Raw genomic sequence first — 17,821 nt, 5'->3', positions numbered from 1 at the left:
AAAGGTTAAATGTTAAGTCAAATCAGATTAATCAATGCAGAATCTGGCCCTGCTTTTGTTATTGGCAATCACGGCATCTACAATCTTTGCGTTTGATGGTGCGGTATTTGCACAAGAATCAGAAGCACCTGAAGCGGAAATTACCGAAGAAGAAGTCACAGAAGAGACTGAAGGCGAGGTAATGGAAGATGATGCAGTAGGAGACGATGTCACGGAAGAAGAAGTCATGGAAGATGAAATGGAAACAACCATGATGGAAGAAGTCGCATCACCAAGACAACAGCTAGTGAGTGGCACAGATCCACATGAAATTCAATGCGCCGATGGAATGCAACTGGTATTCAAGGCAAGCAATTTCCATCCTGCATGTGTCAAGGAATCTAGCTACCAAGTTCTCTTGCAAAGAGGTTGGGTCTCTGATCATGATCCATCACACGAGGAACTATCTGGACTGATTGCAGGACTGCCAGTACCAGAAGAAACTACGGAAGAAACACCTGACGAAGAAACCGAAGATGAAGAAATTGTAATGGAAGAAGACATTGAAATGGAAGAAGACTCTACTATGGGAAACGGAACCGAGATAACCCCACAATCACACACCATTGAATTGAGCGAATCCATGGAAATGGGCGCAAACTAAACAATTCGACTATTCTGTACAAGAATTTTTAATGCATCATAGATTAGTGCCTGTTCTGGCCTAATTCTGGGAATTGGATTCAGAAAGCAAGAGATGGATTTGGTTTATTCTGCCTATCAACATTGCCGCCGAAGGACTACACACCGCAATTCCATTGTTTGTGATTCATCTGGGTGGTGGCATAAGCGAAGTCTCAATTATGATTGCCATTCATTATGGAGCAGCTGCTCTTGGCTCTATAGTGTGGGGTAAGGTCCTAGATAGATACCATGCAAAAAAGGCAGTACTGTTATCGTCATTTTCAGTCATACTGCTTTGCTGTGTATGGCTGTATTTTGTAAATGACATCGAGCCAATCTTTGCCATATCTCCAATCGCTGGTTTCTTTTTGACTGCACGGGGACAGGTAACTCAGATGCTTGTAATGGAGACTAGCAAGAACAACGAATGGGGCCGATTATTCGCAAGAACCTCAATTTTATCCACGTTTGGCAGTCTTGGTGCAATGTTAATTGGTGCAGTGTGGAGCCTTTACTTTGATAGTAGACAATACTTTATGATCTGCGCACTATCGACTGGAATAGCACTGGCTATCAGTTCACAAATCACCAAGAGCAACTTCCACATAGAGCGCCACACCATAGCTCACTCGGTATACGGCATACAACACATCTTTAGCCATTTTAGGATGCACCATCATTTTGTTTTTCCAAAAATTCCAAACATCCACGACTACAAGCACATCATATCAATCCTAAAGGGAAAAGTGTCACACGAAATAGGATTTTTGTTTTTGGCAAACCTATTGTTTTATTTTGGAAGCAACATCTACTTTACCGCCCTGACTCCGTTTTTCAAAAGCTTGCATCTTTCAGACTCTACAGTATTCACACTATACCTGATTCAGACCTGTATGATGGCGGCAATTTTCTTTGTTGCACCAAAGCTGATCTCACGAGTGGGTGAGGAAAAATCCACCATGGTGGCATACATCCCAAGAATTTTGGGCGTTCTGATTGCAGGCTTTTTGATTAGTCTGTTTTCTGGCTATGCATTGCTGGCATTTGCCATGTTGTCCATGTGCCTAATGGTAGTGGGCTTTTCCATATTTACTACCGCAAACTCTGTTTTGCTATTCAAGACCATCCCAAAAGGCTTTGAGGGCACGTATTTGGGCGTCAATAGTTCAATGGTTGGAATGGGTGTGTTTGCAGGGGCTCTAACTGCAGGTGTGATAACAGTACACTGGAACTACATGGCGACATTTGTAGCATCTTCAGTTATCCTGGTTGGCTCTATTGTGCTCTTTAGGTTTTATTCGCATCACAGATTATCAGAAAAAGCAATGTCCTAGTCTGTTCTTGGCAGCTTGCCTTTCTCATCAAATGCATTTTGTATTTCTATATTGGCGTTCGCATATCTGATGTTATAGTCTTTGTTTAGCTGCACTAACTTGACCTTTTTTGTTGCAGATATTTTGTGATATGCTTCCCAGGCGTCCTGGAATTTACCTCCACCTGCCAAGATTCTATCACGCTCTGCTTTTGCAGAATTAATTTTTTCTTGCTGATAGTCAAACATTCCTTGGTATATTGGCTGGATTTCAGCCGGTTTTTTTGAGACAAACCTTGCAAATGCATTTTGTGAATTATACACCTCAAAATCCTTGTTCATTCTGTTTACCTGCTCATCAAGGCTTGATTTGACCTTGTTTCGTATCTCTTGCATTTGTTGCGATTTGGTATTGTCTATTTTCTTTCCCTCTTGCATCTGAGATAGGATCTTTTTTGATAATTCTATTTTCTTTAGCATATCCATCATTGCAGGATTCTTTTTTATCTGATCAGTTGCCTTGGTCTCATCCGCAAAGCTTGGTAATATCGTAGATATGATGACAAAAAAGCTCAGCAGCATTGAACACACGACGAGATTTTTTGCCATCGAATACTCGTGATGTTTGATTTTGTATTTAGGGATTTGATAGGACTCATCAGCAATCCTTAAGTTTGTGAAAACGGCAAATCCACATCTAAAAATACGCGACGATCGTTACTGGGTGTAATGATCACAATTGACTGCCGCGAAATAGAACACCTCAAGCATGATCTGGCAGTGTTCGTATCTGACTGGCTTGAGGCTATTCCTACAATGAAGCTGCACGAGTTTGTATTATCCAAATTTGATGACACAAAATTAGAGCCTGAGCATGTAGTCAAGGCAATAAAGGAGTTTTTTGCCTCAATTGGTGAGACCTCAAACTATGGCGTATTGCCAAAAGACGAGTTTATTGTGATAAAAGCACTCCATGAGAAGCCACTACAAAAGGCAAAACCTGCAAATTCAATGTTTTCGTGTAGTCATTGCGGTTATGTCACACCGTATGAGGTCTTGTTGCAAAACCACATGAAGATGCATTATTTCTGAGAGACCAAAAATCTGCGCCTGATGTTTGGCAGGCTTGATTCTAGTACAAACTCGTACTGGGGAAACACTGTGGTATAGTGTTTGGCAAAGCTTACTGCAACTATCTTGGTGTTAAAGCTGGTTCGCAACCCATCCAGCTTTGCTTGTTTTCCAAGCATGTCGTATATGATGATGGTATGTTTGTGTGGCAGCTCGCAGCGCCTTGTGAAGAACCACAACGTACCGAGTATGCCAACAAAGAATCCCGTGATTATCTTATCAAACATCATACTCGGTTTATGAGATTTGATATTTAGGATTGTCTTTTTCTGAGAATTTCTTATATCGTATGGTGGTGTAATCATACAATGGAAGAAAAATCCGACAAGGTCTCATGCGAATCGTGTCCGCTTGACTCTATTCCAAAAATGATTGCAAAACTCTTCAAGAGAAAATAATCTAGAACAATCTTTTTAACTCGTTTTAAGGGATAGCAAGAATTGGCAAGCACTATCGGACTGGTATTCTCAAATTATTCATACATTGGAATTGCATGTGCAGTGTTTGTTGTATTGTTCATGATGATCTCTACACTATCCGAGTTTGTGTTCTTTGAGCCGTATTTTGTCTTCTATGTGCCAGACGATCGAATACTGGGATTTGTTTTGATTGTTGCAGTGTCGGCATTGTCTGGGTTGGTCATACCAATGAATGTCTATTTGCTAAAGGCCATAAGAAAGGCAAAAAAAGTCAGCGGCGGATTTTTGGGCTCGATGATTGGAGCATCTGCTGGTGCATGCAGTTGTGGACCTGTAGGATTTTCAATAATTTCGACCTTTGGAACGGTTGGCGGAACGGCAACGGCATTTTTGACTGCATACGAGATTCCATTGAGAATAGTATCACTTGGCATACTTGGCTATGCGTATTACACCACCACAAAATCACTCAACACTGAGTGTAAGATAAGAAAGTAGAACTGCCTGAACCTAGAAGACAGGAAGCCACGAGATAGGACCAAAGGGAGATTGATTCAGGCCTTTCTTAGTATGGTATAGCACCTGCATGATATCAGATGCTGTGTGTTGTATTTGCACAAACCTCGAGTTAATATCATACCATAATTTTGAAAACAAAATCATACTGCAAGTGAATTTTTTTGCTCCGGATTTGCTATTATCCGGCTTGGAATCATACAATCATGACGGTAATGTTTGTGCCGACAAGGCCTGCAAAAAAGACGCTGGATTCAGACGAGTCCGATGATTTTGAGTGGGACTAGATTTTTGTAAATGCCCCATCTGGTGTCTTTAGTGTTGCAAACCATTCTGGATGGATTATCTTTGCCAGAATCTCTATTCCTGTGATAGTTCGAATGCTTGGCTTGGAAAAATACGAGTTGGCATCGACTGCGTATGTATTGTGGGTTCTTACCGCTCGCAGATTTTGCCATTTTGGGTTTGATGATAATGACTGTGTGCATTCTGTGATGGTTCGCTTTGTGTCAAATCCACATGGCATCATGATTATGATATCTGGATCTGCTAGTATGACCTCGTCAATTGTCATTTTTCTAGAGTGCTCACCAATGGCACTGACTAGATTTTGGCCGCCGGCAATCTCTACCATTTGTGGAACCCAATGACCTGATGTGAAAAATGGCTCAACCCATTCTATGCATAATATCTTTGGCCTACTTTGGTAATTTACAGTCTTTATGTGGTTGATTCTTTTTTGCAATGATTCAACTAGTTTTTCACCTTGAGCTTCCTTTCCGATTCTTTTTGCAATTATCATAACGCTGGACAAAACATCATCAATGTTGTGAGGGTCTAGCACTTCAACTTGCGGTCTTTTTTCTAAAATCTCTAGTGCTCGGTTTACCTCATTGGTATATGCAGAGCAAACAGCGCACGTTCCCTGTGCTATTATCAAGTCTGGCCGCCCTTTTTTGATATTTTCTTCATGCACTAGAAAAATTGGTTGTCCAGTCCTTGCAAGCTCGGTTATTTTTTCATCTATTTGCAGTGAGGACATTGTCTCTGGATCAAAAACCGAATTGATGATTCTTGGTTTCTGTTTTGCCTGTTCTGGGTAAATGCATTCATGAGTGACACCGACCAGATTCTCTTCCGCACCAAGCTCAAAGACGAGTTCTGTTGCGCTTGGAAGGAATGATATTATTCGCATCTGACTTTGTTGCTTGATTCCATAATATGTCATTTTTGCGTAGCACTCGATCAACAAGTGACGCTAAATATGATAAAACCCAGAATCATTCCATGGAGTCAACTGCTGCAGAAATTCGCAAATCCATGGAAAAACACTGGAATGAATACCTCTCAAAATATGGCAATCTGTTCTCATCAAATTCTATTTCAGGCTCTAGTCCACCGTCTGTGTTTGTTGGCTCGTTTGGTTATCCAAAGGTTGGAGTCGGACCAATGGTGCCACCAATCCATGGCGATACAAGCTTATTGGATGCTCCAGAAAAATGGCTTGGCAAATCATTGGAGGAGATTGTAAATTTCAGATTAAAATTGGTTCGTGGAACTCAAAGTGTTTCTGTCAATAATCCACAGGGGCGATACATAGAAAACCTACAAGAGTTGGCAATGTCACAAAACACACCAGATTCAGATATCATATTCTACAAAAATACTGCACCAATCACGTCAATTGATGGTGAATCTGCACCGTTTGGCCCAATAGGCGAGATAAAATCCGCCAAGTTTTCTGGCATGTCGACATCCAAACCAATAGAGAAAACATACTATGATACGGACCTCAAAGCAGAGGATGCCGTACTACAACTGTACAATTCCGGAATAGAGATATCAAAAATCCAAAAATGCTTTTCCATTGGAATGTTTGGCAAGCAGCGCAAGCTAGTGCCGACACGATGGAGCATAACCGCAACAGATGATATTATATCAAATAATCTGGTCTCAGAGATTCTGGACTATTCAGAGCTGGACTCGATTCTTGTTTTTACGCACGAACATCTGGGGAATCTATTCTCTGTTTTGTTGTTTCCACATCGCTGGATATTTGAGATGGAGGAAGCCTGGCACACAGACAAGGGAGAGATAGGATTTGGAGCCGATGCCGAGGACGCAAACGGAATTGATCACTATCCAAGCATTGCAGGTGCGTACTATGCGGCAAAGCTTGGAGTTGCAGAATATTTGGCAAGAAAAAAGAAACAAGCTGGTGTCTTGATTCTAAGGGAGATCAGGCCAGACTATGCGGTACCAGTCGGGGTGTGGCAGGTAAGGGAGGCAATTCGAGCGGCAATGAACAAAATACCAATTCTGGTAGATTCATTAGACCAAGGAATCAATCTGGCATGCAAACAGATGAGCATTAGCAAAAATGAGTGGCTCTCAAAGGGAACAATTCTAAAAATGCTAAAGCAAAAAACCATCACGGATTATTTCTGATTCTACACTTCGTATACTACAGATAATTCCTACTTAATGGTTAAATTCATTCAGGCGATGTCATTCTCATGAAGCATGTCTACAACGATCAAGCAGTCACTCGATTTTGTTTAGTCAGCCAAGTTAAACTCCAAGGGAAACACATCTAGGCATGTCGCAACCTAACGCTCCATTACCACCAGCACCAGTACTAATGACCTGTTTTGGTCACTGTGGAATAGGTCTTGGAGCAGAATCCTACCGTAGGTTACTGCTTGATGTTGGCGCAGACCCACTAAAGCCGGTTCTAAAGGACACAAAAGACGAGTCTAGAATTCTAAAGCGATATGGCAGTACAATTCTGAGATTCCCAGGCGCATATACTGGTGGAGAAACACCACTAATTCCAAGAGCATTGCTAGTTGATTTGGACCCAAGGGCCGCAAATCTAATCTTACAATCATATCCTGACTTGTTCGCTCTGCGAGACAAGCATGTAATTCATGGCGCTGGGGGTGCTGCAAGAAACTGGGCAGAAGGACGCTCCAGATTCAAAAACGAGGTGACCCAAAAGTGGGACTTTGCAAAGCAACTATCCGCATTATCTCCAGAGCCGGTCCGAGGTTATACGGTGCCATTTGCGATGGGTGGTGGAACTGGAAGCTCATTTGCCTGCTCTTTTATTGAATTTATCAAAAGCAACACCAAAGAACACGCAACAATTGCCACACTGGGACTGTTGCCGGAATTTGGATGGGATCCAGTAATCCTAGAAGCAGCTGCCATCAACATTGTGATGAATTTGGAATACCAAATCAAGTATTCTGATTGCTCTATTTTGTTTGCAAACAAAAGACTACGAGAGGTTGCGCACAAGTACGAAAAACGAGTAGAAAAGATTCCATCCATCATTGATGATCTACCAAAAGAGCACGAAGTCGGATGGAAGGACTACAAGGGAATGAATCTGATTGCAGCAAACGCAATTTCCATGTTCATATCATCATTTGCAAGAGAAACAGAATGGGACATGTCAAACTATAGGACATGGCTTGCAACCAAGCGTCCCAAGTTTGCAATCCCATGGGTCATACCAATCCTACCTGATGAGGACCAGTGGAATCTCAACACCTTATCTGGCAACAAGCACAACACCATGGATAGTATCATTGATAATATCAACAAAAAGCAGGACGCAATACTGTTTGATATTGATGAGACCGACATTAGAAACCACGGCGGACCAAAGGACTCTTGCTGTGCACTAGTAAAGGTAAAGGGAGAATTTGACATCAAAGAGCGAGAGATTCTAAAGAGATTGATCAAAGAGCGATTCAACATTGAGGATTCCAGAATGATATTCATCAAGATCCCAATCATGGACAAAGAGCAGGCAAACATCACCATACTGGTCAATACCAAGGCGGTAGGCCCCAAGATATTGGAGATTGCAAGAGAGGCAGAAGAGGCCTGGGATGGATACAAAGATGAGTATGGCAGATGGGGCCTTACAACTGAAGATTTCAAGCAGTCACTCATGGATGTAGTGCACCAGTTTAGTTAGAAACCATGTCTGATTTTGCCTATCTTGAAGAATTGGCCGGCCAAGTTAAGGCAAACCGCAAATATCTGGTCCAACTCGAAGAAGAACTTAAAGTCGTAAACATGAAGCTACACGAAATCCCGCTAACAAAACCAACTGAATCTGCATTTGCAAAAATGATTGGAACTCAATATGATGATCAGCAAGCCACACTAGAAACAACCAAGGCAAACTTAGAGGCAAAGCGCGAGGAACTATCCACATCAATCAAAAACGACACTGCAAAATTCATCAATGATATGACCTCGCCTGAATTGGTCATTCCATTGGACCCAAAGCCAACATTCAAGGATGGTCGAGTCCAATACCAGTACAAGAACCAAACTAAATTCCCAAATCTGTTTGATTTACTGTCAGAGATTCTGGGGCTATCTGCACCACTCGTGGTAAAGGATGTCTTGCTATCATCAACCGAAATAATAGTCAAAGTGACAAATGAATACGAGGCAAAACAAAAATTCATCAGTTCAATGAGTGAAATTCAAAAAACACTCACCATCAAGAAAAAATAATTTAGTTTTTATTCATACTGGAATAACTCCAAGCGTTGCAAAATCGTTCCATTACATTTGCCATTATAATTATAGTCAGTCCTGTACTGTTTGCCCTTGCCTATTATCCTGACTCGTTTTCTCTGAGCTGGAACCAAGGAAGGGGAGGATTTTTGTTTGCAATGGCATTTGTTGCAGCAGAATTAATTGGCATCAAAACCATAGTGTCACAAAAAAGAGTTCTAATGACGATTCCATTTGCTGTAGCTGTCTTTGCTTATTTGATATCGCTTGACTTTGGATTAAGAGAATACATCCAGGAAGGCGCAAAATCATACAATGTAAACCTGATTCACTCCTGGACTTGGATGTGGGACTTTGTTGTAATGGCAACCTTTGTGATTGCTGCCGTAACCATACTATTTGGCAAAAGATGGATTAGAATCGCACCAGCTGGTCCAATCTTTTTGTGCGGAAGCGCCATCATACTATCCTTGGATGCGTTTTTCCCATATGATACGCTAGGGCCTCTACAATACATTGTGCCATATTTTGTCAAGGCAAATGTTGGAATAATCAATTTCTTTGATCTTGGGACCGCAATAGCCAGAAACAACCTGATGTTCCTAAAAGGTGAGCATGGTTCAATGGCACTGCAAGTGTTTTGGCCTTCTGCTGGAGTTCACAGCGTTATCATCTATTCCTTGGTGATGATGGCATTTTTGCTAAAGATGAACATTGCCCCAAGGCGCAAGGCAATGTACTTTGCAATAGGTATTGCCGGAACCATAGGTGTCAACATGATTAGAATATTCTCGCTGTCTCTGTTTGTGCTCAAGGTCTCAACAAATCCGGTTGAATTTGAGGAATTTCACGGAATCGCAGGCGAGATAATGTTCTTGCCGTGGCTCTTTGCGTTCTTGTTTGCAGTAACTGCAATAGAGACTAGGCGCATCAAGAAATTGTCTGCCTAAAAGAAGTTCGTAATCGAGCTTTGTCCTTCCATGTCTGATAATTCCGATACCTTGACGCCAAGCCTTCGAACATTGTTTGTCTGATCAACCAATGCTTCTTGGAGCAGTATGATGGATGCTTTTTTTAGTTCATCCAGACTGGAAGTGGGGTTTCTGAGCGTCTTTGATTTTGTCTTGTTGGTAAGATCAGATTGGACAAACTGGATTGTAACTGTTCTGAACATTTTTTTGTGCTTTAGTATGGTTTGGTGTAAGTCAGAGCAAATCTCATCAATTGCTTCTGATAAAAATCCAAAGTCTTTGGAATCCTGCTTGAGTGTTACGATTCTAGAATATTGTATGGTGTCTGCGCGCTCGGCTACTGGATCGTCATCAATTCCACGGGCAGCATTGTACATGTATGATGATATTTTTCTGCCAAACATTTTGTTCAGAGTAAAAATGTCTAGTTTTCTAAGATCTGCAATTGTCCTGAGATTCATCTCTGCAAACTTTTCCTCAGTTACCTTGCCTATTCCGGGAATATCGCCTACCTTTAATTGGCCAAGAAATGTCTCGACATTTTCCGGCTCGACCACGGTCAACCCGTCTGGTTTTTTGAATCCGGATGCAATCTTTGATACCAGTTTGTTGCCAGATATGCCAACGGTACATGTCATCTTTATCTCGGTACGAATCTGGTTTTTTAGCTGCTGTGCCAAATGTGTGGCATTTGAAAACTTGACTTCTGTTCTCTTTGTGACATCCAAGTATGCCTCATCTCTTCCCACATACTCGAATATGTCTGCGTAGTTTTTCATAATCTCCATTGCCTTTTGCGATATCTCGGAATAATATGGAAAGTCTGCCGGCAAGAACGCCGATTCTGGAATATCTTTGAGTCGTGCCTTGGCAAATTTTATTGGCATGCCAGATTTGACACCATATTTTCTTGCAATATAGTTGGAAGTAGCTATTGCTCCGCTATCGCCTCCTCTGTCTGAGAATATGCAAACGCATACTGGCTTTGTCTTTAGGGTGTGATTTCGAATCTCTTCACACTGGGCAAAAAAATAGTCAAAATCGATATGGAATATTATCCTCAATGGTTTTTGATAGGCAAAAAATCCTTATTACAATATCGGGACTTTAGTCTAAATAACACAATTTTATCATACCAAACATGGGATATCCTCTGATTCCAGACGAAAAAGGAATCAAAATAATCGCAGAAGAAATGGAGCCAGAAAAAATGTATTATTGCTATCACAACAAAAAAGTCATGCTCGTATACAAAGACGAGCAACAATTTCTGAACTGCTATGAAATAGAAGAACAAGAAATAGTCGATGCCGTCAAGGAATGCAAGAATCCCGATGAGATTGAAAAAATAATTGAAGATTATCTCTCAAAGACATCAAGCATTAAATAAAAGCAAAAGGGAACCAAGTCAAACAAATCATGAGTGAATCCGACAAGCCAACAGACGCACAAGAAATTTTAGAAGAATCGCAAAAACTAAAACACACAGACGAAGAAGGCGAAAAAAAGCTACGCGATGTGATATTTGTTGGAACAAAACCAATCATGACCTATGTTACCGCAACTCTGACTCAGCTTTCCAATCAACCATTTGTTACCATAAAGGCGCGTGGACAGAGAATCACGCAGGCAGTCGATGTGTCCCAAATGATAGTCAAGCGAATGAATACAGTAGGATACATCATCAAAGATGTCAGAATTGCATCTGATTCACTGCTATCTCAGGACGGAAAGACTCGAAACGTATCCACAATAGAAATTGATATTTCAAAGGAGTAATTACTACAAAATCTCCGTAATGTGCGGAATAGTTATCATATCCGCATTGATTTTGTTTCAGAATTTCAACTCGTGCCCTGCCCGCCAATTCTCCATAATAGATGAAATAATACAATACGAGCAGAGTCTGGACTATTCAACGTGTGTTTCCTTGGCAGAGAAAATCCAGACATTAAATGCGGAATGTCCATCAAACCTGGAAACAATCCAGTGCGGCTAGAGCACATCAAACAAAAACGATACTCCAAAGTAGATCATAGCACCATTAATTCCAAGCATGAATATTTTGTAGGATTTTGCGGAAAGAAGTTTGGTTCCTTTAGATGATATCATAGAAACAAACCCAAGCCAGACAAAGTCCATCCAGATATGAATTACAAACATTATCAAAATTCCCCAAACCGACCAGAATACCATTGCGTCTGATATCAGCTTGATTCCAATGCTTAGCCACCAAACCAAAAAGAACGGGTTCAGTCCTGTTAGCAATATTCCGGTAAGATATGGGCCATACCGTGCGTTCTTTATGGGCGTGCCATGCATGGTGGAGCGAATTTGCAATATAGCAAACCCGAAAATACTTGCAGCCCCAAGTACTGCAATTATGGTTCGAAACTGGGGGAATTCCTCCAGCGATAATACGCCAAGGCCTATTCCAAGTACGAGTGGCAATTCTATTATGGTGTGACCAATGGCAATCTTGAGTCCAGCTAGCCTTTGTTTTGCGCCGCTTGCTATGGTTGAGGCAAATAATGGGCCTGGCGCCATAACGCCTGATGCTGAAACTATAATCACTGCTGCAAAAAACGCAAAAAATTCTTCCATCTAGCCGTACATCGAGTCGCGGAGTACCCTTGTTTCCTTTTCGGTTTCCTTGATCTGTTTTTCGGCCACCTCGGCTTGCTTTCTCATCATGTTAAGATCACAGGAAACACCAGGCAATATTTTTGACATTGCCATGCACAAGTCCACACTTGAGCTAAAGTCCGGACCTGACTCGTCCACATTAATCAAAATGACTATCACATTTTGATTGTGCAGCATTCCTTGGTTTAGTAATTCTCCTGGTATGCCTGGTATGGTTCCGTTTTGCAAGACCAACATGCCAGCTTGTTTTATTTTCTCGCGAGCTTCTTTTGTGCTGCCGGCTGCAATGATTTGCTTTTTGTCATCTTCTGCTAATTTCATTGGGGATGAGCTGACTATCAGAGAGCACTTGTGTTTTTTTGCCCAAAGAAGCATCATCTTTGCAATTGCCCTAGGATATGGCTCATTTACAGTTAGAAATGAGGAAAAAACTCCGACCTTTAGATCCGAATTTACATAGATTCGAGTGGCGTAGTTTGGTATGCCGTCCTTTAGTATGGATACGGTAGGAAAATCAGCAGAATCCACAAAGCCCACCAAGTCATACTTGTTGCCATGCATTAGGGACTCACTTGCAATGGCACTGGTGAATCCCACCGATGGGAATCCATCAATGATATAGCCACCATCTATGCTGATTGGCTTGGTTTCCTTGACCCACAACTTTGGCAGCATTGTTCCTTTTTGCCCAAAAATTACTCATATACTTTGTCTATTTGGTTTTGAATAATGCTCTGATTTGGTAATGGTAATGGTCATTGTGTGGCTGTTGTTTGTGGGTTAGATTCTATGGATCTTGGGTTGTACTGACAAAAACTGGTTCTGTGCAGAATTTTGAACATGTTTTTGGAAATGTCTTTTTTGGAGCTATTTGGGTTTGCATGGTGCATACTCTGGACTTTGTCTTTTTTGCATTTGTTTTGGTTGCTATCCCTCACATAGGGGACAAAAATAGTAGGATGGTCCTACCATCTTGACACCTTAACTGTTTCCAAATTTGGTATTGAAGGACAAAGCTTATCAAGCTAATCCAAGTCTGAAAACTGGCAAGGAAATGGCATTACAACAGCAAGACAAATTTTGCATAATGGCCTCACAAGACATCACACCAGAGGAGGCAGAACGCTTTGAGGTTGAATGCGGTTTTTGCTCTAAGATCATCGCAGTAAGGAGCCTTGAGGCCCACATCATGGCGTATCACTCCAAAGAATACGACTAGGAAAACTTTTTGTGATCTGAATATCTGGTTTTGCGGGACTGATCATACTTTGATAAATCAAATGACTCTAGTCTGATTCCCTCACCTATGGTGATCTTTGTTCTTGGCAGTATGACTCCCTCATCTTCTACCAAATCCACAATGATACTTTTTCCGCCAAACTTGGAATTTTGCATGTTTGCGCCAAGTATTGGTACTCGGTTTTCAAGCGCTCTAGTCTGGCAGTAAATATGCCATGGGTGTATTCCATGTCTGACTATTCGAGATGGTGAGAAGATAACTTGGGCGCCTTTTTTGACCATGGACTCGGCAACATCTGCAAACACCATGTCATAGCAGATTATTACGCCAAACTTGCAGGACTTGGCAGAAAAGACTTTTGTCTCTGTTCCCGGCTTTATCAAATCTCGCTCGTAATCAAATGGGTGAATTTTATCCTGCACTCCAATGAATTGGCCAGATTCATCAATTACAGGAGCTGAGATGGTCTGCTTTGTGCCTGATTTTGTGTAAAATGCGCCTGGTATTACGCACATGGAGTATTGTTTTGCTATTTTTGCAAAGGGTGCAAGTGTAGCCTCAAAATCATCGATTTTGTTATCGGGCAGGTATTGCTCAGGCAGGCACACCACTTGAGCCTCATTTTTGCCTAGACGCTCCAATAGTTTTGAGACCTGCGTGATCCCCTGCTCATTGGACTGGTATTGTATGGTTTGGCCAATGCCTAGCTTGATCATGATGGTGTGGTATAATGACCAAATTTAAGCCAAGTATTAATGGTACAAAATTTTTCATAGCATTACAAGAATTTTGTTTGCATGTCAACTAAACTTGTCTATATTTGATTAACAAACCAATCCGGCAAACAAATCTATTGGTCCATATCAAAAAAGTCGAGATCTTTGGATTCAAGTCGTTTGGATTTACAAATACTACGGTAAATTTTGAGCCAGGATTGGTTTCAATATCTGGACCGAACGGATCCGGCAAGAGCAACATTTTGGATGCGATCATTTTTGCACTGGGTGAGAACAAGCCAAAAATAATGAGGGTTGACAAGCTTCGTTCTCTGATCCACGACATAGAAGGAAACAGACGTGGAACAAAGATGGCTCGCGTTTCATTACACTTTGATAATTCTGATAGAAAGATTCCAGTTGACTCCAATGCCGTTGTGATAACCCGCGAGATGGCAGAGGATGGTGAAAATGTTTACTATCTAAACCAAAAGCAGACAAACCGAAACCAAATCCTGGATTTACTCGAAGTTGCAAATGCCAGCCTGAACCAGCTAAACGCAGTCCAGCAGGGAACAGTTACTAGGATTTCCGAGTTTACTGCAGAAGAAAAAAGAACCGTAATTGAGGACTTGATCGGATTAGCATATTTCGATGAGAAAAAATCCGAGTCCATAAAGCAGCTAGAGGATGCGGATAGGAGACTGGAAATTGCGCTGGCAAGAATGGATGAAATAAAAAAGAGAATCGATGAGCTGGAAGTAGAGCGCAACCAAAAACTCAGGCACGAATTTATCCATTTTGAGCTGGGACGATTGCATGCCATTTCTGCTTCCAATAAGATGAAGGCAATCCAGACAGAAAAGATATCAAAAGAGCGCTCTATGCACTCGCTAGTTTCAGAATCAAAAAAGCTAGACGAGGAGCGAATATCACTAAAAAAAGAGATCTCGGAGCTGGAATCTCAAAAATTCACATTCATGGCAGAGGCAAATGCCTACAACCAGGCAAAGGCAACCATCGACACCGAATTGTCTGCTGCAATGCAGGTGTATGAATCTGCAAATACTGAAACCATAACCAAATCAAGGCGGGTCGAACAAATCAATTCACGACTGCCGCAAATCACATCTGATCTGGAACAACTACACCAAGCCCGACTGCTAATCGAATCTCAGACTGCAGAGCAGCGCGGAACCCTATCCAAAATTCGAGATGACAAAAACCAGATCTATGAGCAGATAAAATCAGTAGAATCGGAATTATCTGTCGTATACAAACAGCAATCACAGGTCATATCTCAGAGAAAGGAAATTGATGGAAAAATTCAGGGGCTGACACAAAAGCTAAACCACGCCAAAGTGGAATTTGCAAAACTGGAATCCGAAATTAATGATTCAAAATCAAAAATCGAATCCAACACAAAACGACTGTTGGAAATCATAGAAGAATCATCCAAGCTTCACACATTCAAGTCAAGATTAGAATCGATCCTCACAAATCACAAAGATGCAATATCAGAATTGCGCGGAAGAATTGCAGAGCAGACAGGCCGACATGGAAAAATAGAGCATGACATGGATGAGCTGAATATCATACTAGAAAAGGCCGCAAAGGCAGCTGCTCAGTATGATGCGAAAATCAAAATTGTAAAAAGTATCATGCACGAAGATTACACCATAGCAAATCTCAAAGAGCACCGAGAGGAGCTTGGAATAGAAGGACTATCATATGAGATGATGTCGTGGGACAAGGAATACGAGCGAGCAATTCTGGCTGCAGGCTCGGACTGGATTAAGGCATTTGTGGTAAAAGACTTTGGAACCTTGTTGAGTCTGGCTGAAGTTGCACGCGCAAAAAAACTTCCAAAACTAAAGATAATTCCATTAGAGGCAATACCAAAATTCTCACTAACCGTACCAAACGACTCGGATGTTCTGGGGGTTTTGTCAGACTATGTCCGATGTGATGCTCGATATGCACCGCTTGCTACTTTTCTGTTTGGCAATGTCTTGTTGGTAAAAACCCAAGATGCCGCACTCCGACTATCAAAGTCAGGCTACAAGACTGTCACCATCGATGGCGAGTTCTTTGAGGCAAAGGCGACTGCCGTAATAATTGATATCAACTCAAAAATCTCCAAGGTCACAAAAATCATATCAATGAGCACCTCAGTTGAGGGCCTCAACCAGTCCATCTCACTGCTCAGAAAATACGTTCTCAAAAAGAGACTCTCCATCAAAAAAGTTGATGGAATCATACAAAACTATAGGGAACGCCTATCAATATCCGAGACTGGCCTTGCAAACGCTGATGCCAGCTATTCCGATCTGAAACTAAAGATCTCTACAATCGACAGAACAAAATCGCAACTGGAATCTAGAATTTCCCAACTAAACAAGCACATTGAAAAAATCACAATGGAACACGCAAAGGAAGAATCTCTTATTGCATCACTGGATGAGCGAATCACACTAATGCATGAAAACTATGCAGATGGAGAAAACCATCGCATAGCATCAGAATTAAACCGATTAAACGAGAAACGCTCCGCACTAATGGCAAGCCAGTCTTCCATAATCAATGATCTGAGGGAAAAAGAATCCCAGCTTGCCACTTTGTCTGCGCAGGAATTGGGCGAGAAGACCAAAATGCAAAACCTCCGAGAGGAGCAATCCTCACTGAATCATGAAAAACACGAGATCGAATCTAGACTAAACCAGCTGGCAAAAGACAAAGAGCAAGCAAATGAAAATCTAATAAAACTAAGAGAAAAAGAACAGAATCTAATTGCCACATCCGGCACCTCTATATCAAAACTACAAGAGTTTGATGATCGACTATCACAGCTAAACGAGCAAGAACGATTAGTGACACGCGAGATTAACGCACTGGAGCGTCAATCGGATTCACTGTCGCGCGACATTCGAGATATTATAGAAAATGAGGTAAAAATCCACAAGGTCCTAGAAAAGTATGGCTATCAGGAAATAACCGAGACATTTGAGGTCGATACCATGCTTGCTCCACTGGAATCCGAAGTAAACGCACTGGCATCCAAGCTAAACGCGACTGCTCCTCAAACTTTTGTGGAAATATCAACTGGGTATCGCTCAATGTCGGACAGAAAGAACGAACTGGAAGAGGAGCGAAATGCCATTGTAAGATTCATTGAGGAAATTGACAGGGACAAGCGCCAGACATTCTTGGAGGCATTTGATAGAGTGGATAAAGAGATTCGCGAGGCATTCCACACAATGACTGGCGGTGAGGCCTGGTTGGAGCTGCAAAACGAAGACGATATTTTCAATTCTGGTATATCCTATCTGATCCAGTTCCCAAACAAGCCAAAAAGAGAGTCCACCTCGATATCTGGTGGGGAAAAGACACTTGCGGCAATCGTATTTGTGTTGGCCCTGCAAAAGCTGAAACCATCCGTGTTCTATCTGTTTGATGAGGTTGATGCACACTTGGATGCTCCAAACTCGGAAAAGCTGGCAAAAATCATTGAGCAACGCTCTGAAGGAAACCAGTTCATCATGGTGTCATTGAAGGATTCTGTTGTGCAAAAGGCCAAACTCATCTATGGTGTCTTTCCAAAGAATGGTGTCTCACATGTTGTGACATACAAGGACAAGCGCATGCCGTCCATTACGGGCTAG

Annotated in this window: 20 protein-coding genes; 13 read left to right on the top strand and 7 right to left on the bottom strand. The window is 41.7% G+C overall.

Annotated elements, in window-relative coordinates; genetic code table 11:
* Positions 1 to 34 precede the first annotated feature (34 nt).
* Together SU86_RS06035 and SU86_RS06030 are read left to right on the top strand one after the other, a co-directional pair.
* A complete protein-coding gene (locus SU86_RS06035; RefSeq protein ID WP_048188204.1) occupies positions 35 to 643 on the top strand; it encodes a hypothetical protein in 609 nt (202 codons plus the stop codon).
* 73 nt (positions 644 to 716) lie between these two features.
* On the top strand, positions 717 to 1,997 hold the full coding sequence (locus tag SU86_RS06030; RefSeq protein ID WP_236687670.1) for an MFS transporter: 1,281 nt from the start codon (positions 717 to 719) through the stop codon (positions 1,995 to 1,997).
* Here the strand turns inward: SU86_RS06030 and SU86_RS06025 are convergent.
* Positions 1,994 to 2,584, bottom strand: a complete 591-nt coding sequence (locus tag SU86_RS06025) for a hypothetical protein (protein WP_158507479.1) — start codon at positions 2,582 to 2,584, stop codon at positions 1,994 to 1,996. The genes SU86_RS06030 and SU86_RS06025 overlap by 4 nt on opposite strands.
* Before the next feature lie 120 nt (positions 2,585 to 2,704).
* Between SU86_RS06025 and SU86_RS06020 the strand changes: the two genes are divergently transcribed.
* Positions 2,705 to 3,067 (top strand): hypothetical protein, encoded by a 363-nt coding sequence (locus SU86_RS06020; protein WP_048188200.1) that lies wholly within the window; start codon positions 2,705 to 2,707, stop codon positions 3,065 to 3,067.
* On the opposite strand, the gene SU86_RS06015 is transcribed toward SU86_RS06020, so the two are convergent.
* Entirely contained in the window at positions 3,058 to 3,333 is a 276-nt protein-coding gene (locus SU86_RS06015) for a hypothetical protein (protein ID WP_148550824.1), read from the bottom strand. The two genes, SU86_RS06020 and SU86_RS06015, sit on opposite strands and share 10 nt — an antisense overlap.
* A gap of 213 nt (positions 3,334 to 3,546) precedes the next feature.
* Between SU86_RS06015 and SU86_RS06010 the strand changes: the two genes are divergently transcribed.
* Positions 3,547 to 4,023, top strand: coding sequence for a hypothetical protein (locus SU86_RS06010; RefSeq protein ID WP_048188197.1), 477 nt, complete (start codon positions 3,547 to 3,549; stop codon positions 4,021 to 4,023).
* Positions 4,024 to 4,324: 301 nt separating this feature from the next.
* Here SU86_RS06010 and SU86_RS06005 read toward each other — a convergent pair whose 3' ends face one another.
* Positions 4,325 to 5,290, bottom strand: coding sequence for a cobalamin-binding protein (locus tag SU86_RS06005; protein ID WP_236687669.1), 966 nt, complete (start codon positions 5,288 to 5,290; stop codon positions 4,325 to 4,327).
* Between the two features lie 38 nt (positions 5,291 to 5,328).
* Between SU86_RS06005 and SU86_RS06000 the strand changes: the two genes are divergently transcribed.
* The 4 genes from SU86_RS06000 to artG all read left to right on the top strand — a co-directional run bounded on the left by SU86_RS06000 (position 5,329) and on the right by artG (position 9,536).
* Entirely contained in the window at positions 5,329 to 6,489 is a 1,161-nt protein-coding gene (locus SU86_RS06000) for an Nre family DNA repair protein (protein WP_048188195.1), read from the top strand.
* Positions 6,490 to 6,640: 151 nt separating this feature from the next.
* Positions 6,641 to 8,032, top strand: coding sequence for a cell division protein FtsZ (locus tag SU86_RS05995; RefSeq protein ID WP_048188193.1), 1,392 nt, complete (start codon positions 6,641 to 6,643; stop codon positions 8,030 to 8,032).
* 5 nt (positions 8,033 to 8,037) lie between these two features.
* Entirely contained in the window at positions 8,038 to 8,583 is a 546-nt protein-coding gene (locus tag SU86_RS05990; RefSeq protein ID WP_048188191.1) for a hypothetical protein, read from the top strand.
* A 35-nt stretch (positions 8,584 to 8,618) separates the two neighbouring features.
* Entirely contained in the window at positions 8,619 to 9,536 is a 918-nt protein-coding gene (gene artG, locus SU86_RS05985; RefSeq protein WP_048188189.1) for a thaumarchaeosortase, read from the top strand.
* Here artG and dinB read toward each other — a convergent pair.
* Complete coding sequence (gene dinB / locus SU86_RS05980; RefSeq protein ID WP_048188186.1) at positions 9,533 to 10,621, bottom strand: DNA polymerase IV; 1,089 nt, start codon at positions 10,619 to 10,621, stop codon at positions 9,533 to 9,535. The genes artG and dinB overlap by 4 nt on opposite strands.
* 77 nt (positions 10,622 to 10,698) lie before the next feature.
* On the opposite strand from dinB, the gene SU86_RS05975 reads away from it, so the two are divergent.
* The 3 genes from SU86_RS05975 (at position 10,699) to SU86_RS05965 (ending at position 11,556) form a co-directional block, all read left to right on the top strand.
* Positions 10,699 to 10,947, top strand: coding sequence for a hypothetical protein (locus SU86_RS05975; protein WP_048188184.1), 249 nt, complete (start codon positions 10,699 to 10,701; stop codon positions 10,945 to 10,947).
* A 65-nt stretch (positions 10,948 to 11,012) separates the two neighbouring features.
* Positions 11,013 to 11,336, top strand: coding sequence for a DNA-binding protein (locus SU86_RS05970; RefSeq protein WP_338140628.1), 324 nt, complete (start codon positions 11,013 to 11,015; stop codon positions 11,334 to 11,336).
* Positions 11,337 to 11,355: 19 nt separating this feature from the next.
* Complete coding sequence (locus SU86_RS05965; RefSeq protein ID WP_052755564.1) at positions 11,356 to 11,556, top strand: hypothetical protein; 201 nt, start codon at positions 11,356 to 11,358, stop codon at positions 11,554 to 11,556.
* Here the strand turns inward: SU86_RS05965 and SU86_RS05960 are convergent.
* Positions 11,553 to 12,161 (bottom strand): LysE family transporter, encoded by a 609-nt coding sequence (locus SU86_RS05960; RefSeq protein ID WP_048188182.1) that lies wholly within the window; start codon positions 12,159 to 12,161, stop codon positions 11,553 to 11,555. The genes SU86_RS05965 and SU86_RS05960 overlap by 4 nt on opposite strands.
* On the bottom strand, positions 12,162 to 12,878 hold the full coding sequence (locus SU86_RS05955) for a proteasome assembly chaperone family protein (RefSeq protein ID WP_048188180.1): 717 nt from the start codon (positions 12,876 to 12,878) through the stop codon (positions 12,162 to 12,164).
* Positions 12,879 to 13,257: 379 nt separating this feature from the next.
* On the opposite strand from SU86_RS05955, the gene SU86_RS09780 reads away from it, so the two are divergent.
* On the top strand, positions 13,258 to 13,422 hold the full coding sequence (locus SU86_RS09780) for a hypothetical protein (RefSeq protein ID WP_158507478.1): 165 nt from the start codon (positions 13,258 to 13,260) through the stop codon (positions 13,420 to 13,422).
* Here the strand turns inward: SU86_RS09780 and SU86_RS05940 are convergent.
* The gene (locus SU86_RS05940) at positions 13,419 to 14,159 is read right to left on the bottom strand and encodes a carbon-nitrogen hydrolase family protein (protein ID WP_048188175.1); all 741 of its coding nucleotides are present in this window, start codon (positions 14,157 to 14,159) and stop codon (positions 13,419 to 13,421) included. The genes SU86_RS09780 and SU86_RS05940 overlap by 4 nt on opposite strands.
* Positions 14,160 to 14,296: 137 nt before the next feature.
* Here SU86_RS05940 and SU86_RS05935 point away from each other — a divergent pair, with 137 nt between their 5' ends.
* Positions 14,297 to 17,821, top strand: coding sequence for a chromosome segregation SMC family protein (locus SU86_RS05935; protein ID WP_048189288.1), 3,525 nt, complete (start codon positions 14,297 to 14,299; stop codon positions 17,819 to 17,821).

The sequence above is a fragment of the Candidatus Nitrosotenuis cloacae genome, assembly GCF_000955905.1.
Taxonomy (GTDB): Archaea; Thermoproteota; Nitrososphaeria; order Nitrososphaerales; family Nitrosopumilaceae; genus Nitrosotenuis; species Nitrosotenuis cloacae.
This window is presented reverse-complemented; position numbering and strand designations above follow the sequence as displayed.

Coding starts and splice junctions, on each gene's coding strand:
- SU86_RS09780 (WP_158507478.1), top strand. CDS start 13,258: ATGGCATTACAACAGCAAGACAAATTTTGCATAATGGCCTCACAAGAC.
- SU86_RS06035 (WP_048188204.1), top strand. CDS start 35: ATGCAGAATCTGGCCCTGCTTTTGTTATTGGCAATCACGGCATCTACA.
- SU86_RS05955 (WP_048188180.1), bottom strand. CDS start 12,878: ATGCTGCCAAAGTTGTGGGTCAAGGAAACCAAGCCAATCAGCATAGAT.
- SU86_RS05960 (WP_048188182.1), bottom strand. CDS start 12,161: ATGGAAGAATTTTTTGCGTTTTTTGCAGCAGTGATTATAGTTTCAGCA.
- SU86_RS05990 (WP_048188191.1), top strand. CDS start 8,038: ATGTCTGATTTTGCCTATCTTGAAGAATTGGCCGGCCAAGTTAAGGCA.
- SU86_RS06015 (WP_148550824.1), bottom strand. CDS start 3,333: ATGTTTGATAAGATAATCACGGGATTCTTTGTTGGCATACTCGGTACG.
- SU86_RS06020 (WP_048188200.1), top strand. CDS start 2,705: ATGATCACAATTGACTGCCGCGAAATAGAACACCTCAAGCATGATCTG.
- SU86_RS05995 (WP_048188193.1), top strand. CDS start 6,641: ATGTCGCAACCTAACGCTCCATTACCACCAGCACCAGTACTAATGACC.
- SU86_RS05940 (WP_048188175.1), bottom strand. CDS start 14,159: ATGATCAAGCTAGGCATTGGCCAAACCATACAATACCAGTCCAATGAG.
- SU86_RS06025 (WP_158507479.1), bottom strand. CDS start 2,584: ATGGCAAAAAATCTCGTCGTGTGTTCAATGCTGCTGAGCTTTTTTGTC.
- SU86_RS06000 (WP_048188195.1), top strand. CDS start 5,329: ATGGAGTCAACTGCTGCAGAAATTCGCAAATCCATGGAAAAACACTGG.
- SU86_RS05965 (WP_052755564.1), top strand. CDS start 11,356: ATGTGCGGAATAGTTATCATATCCGCATTGATTTTGTTTCAGAATTTC.
- SU86_RS05975 (WP_048188184.1), top strand. CDS start 10,699: ATGGGATATCCTCTGATTCCAGACGAAAAAGGAATCAAAATAATCGCA.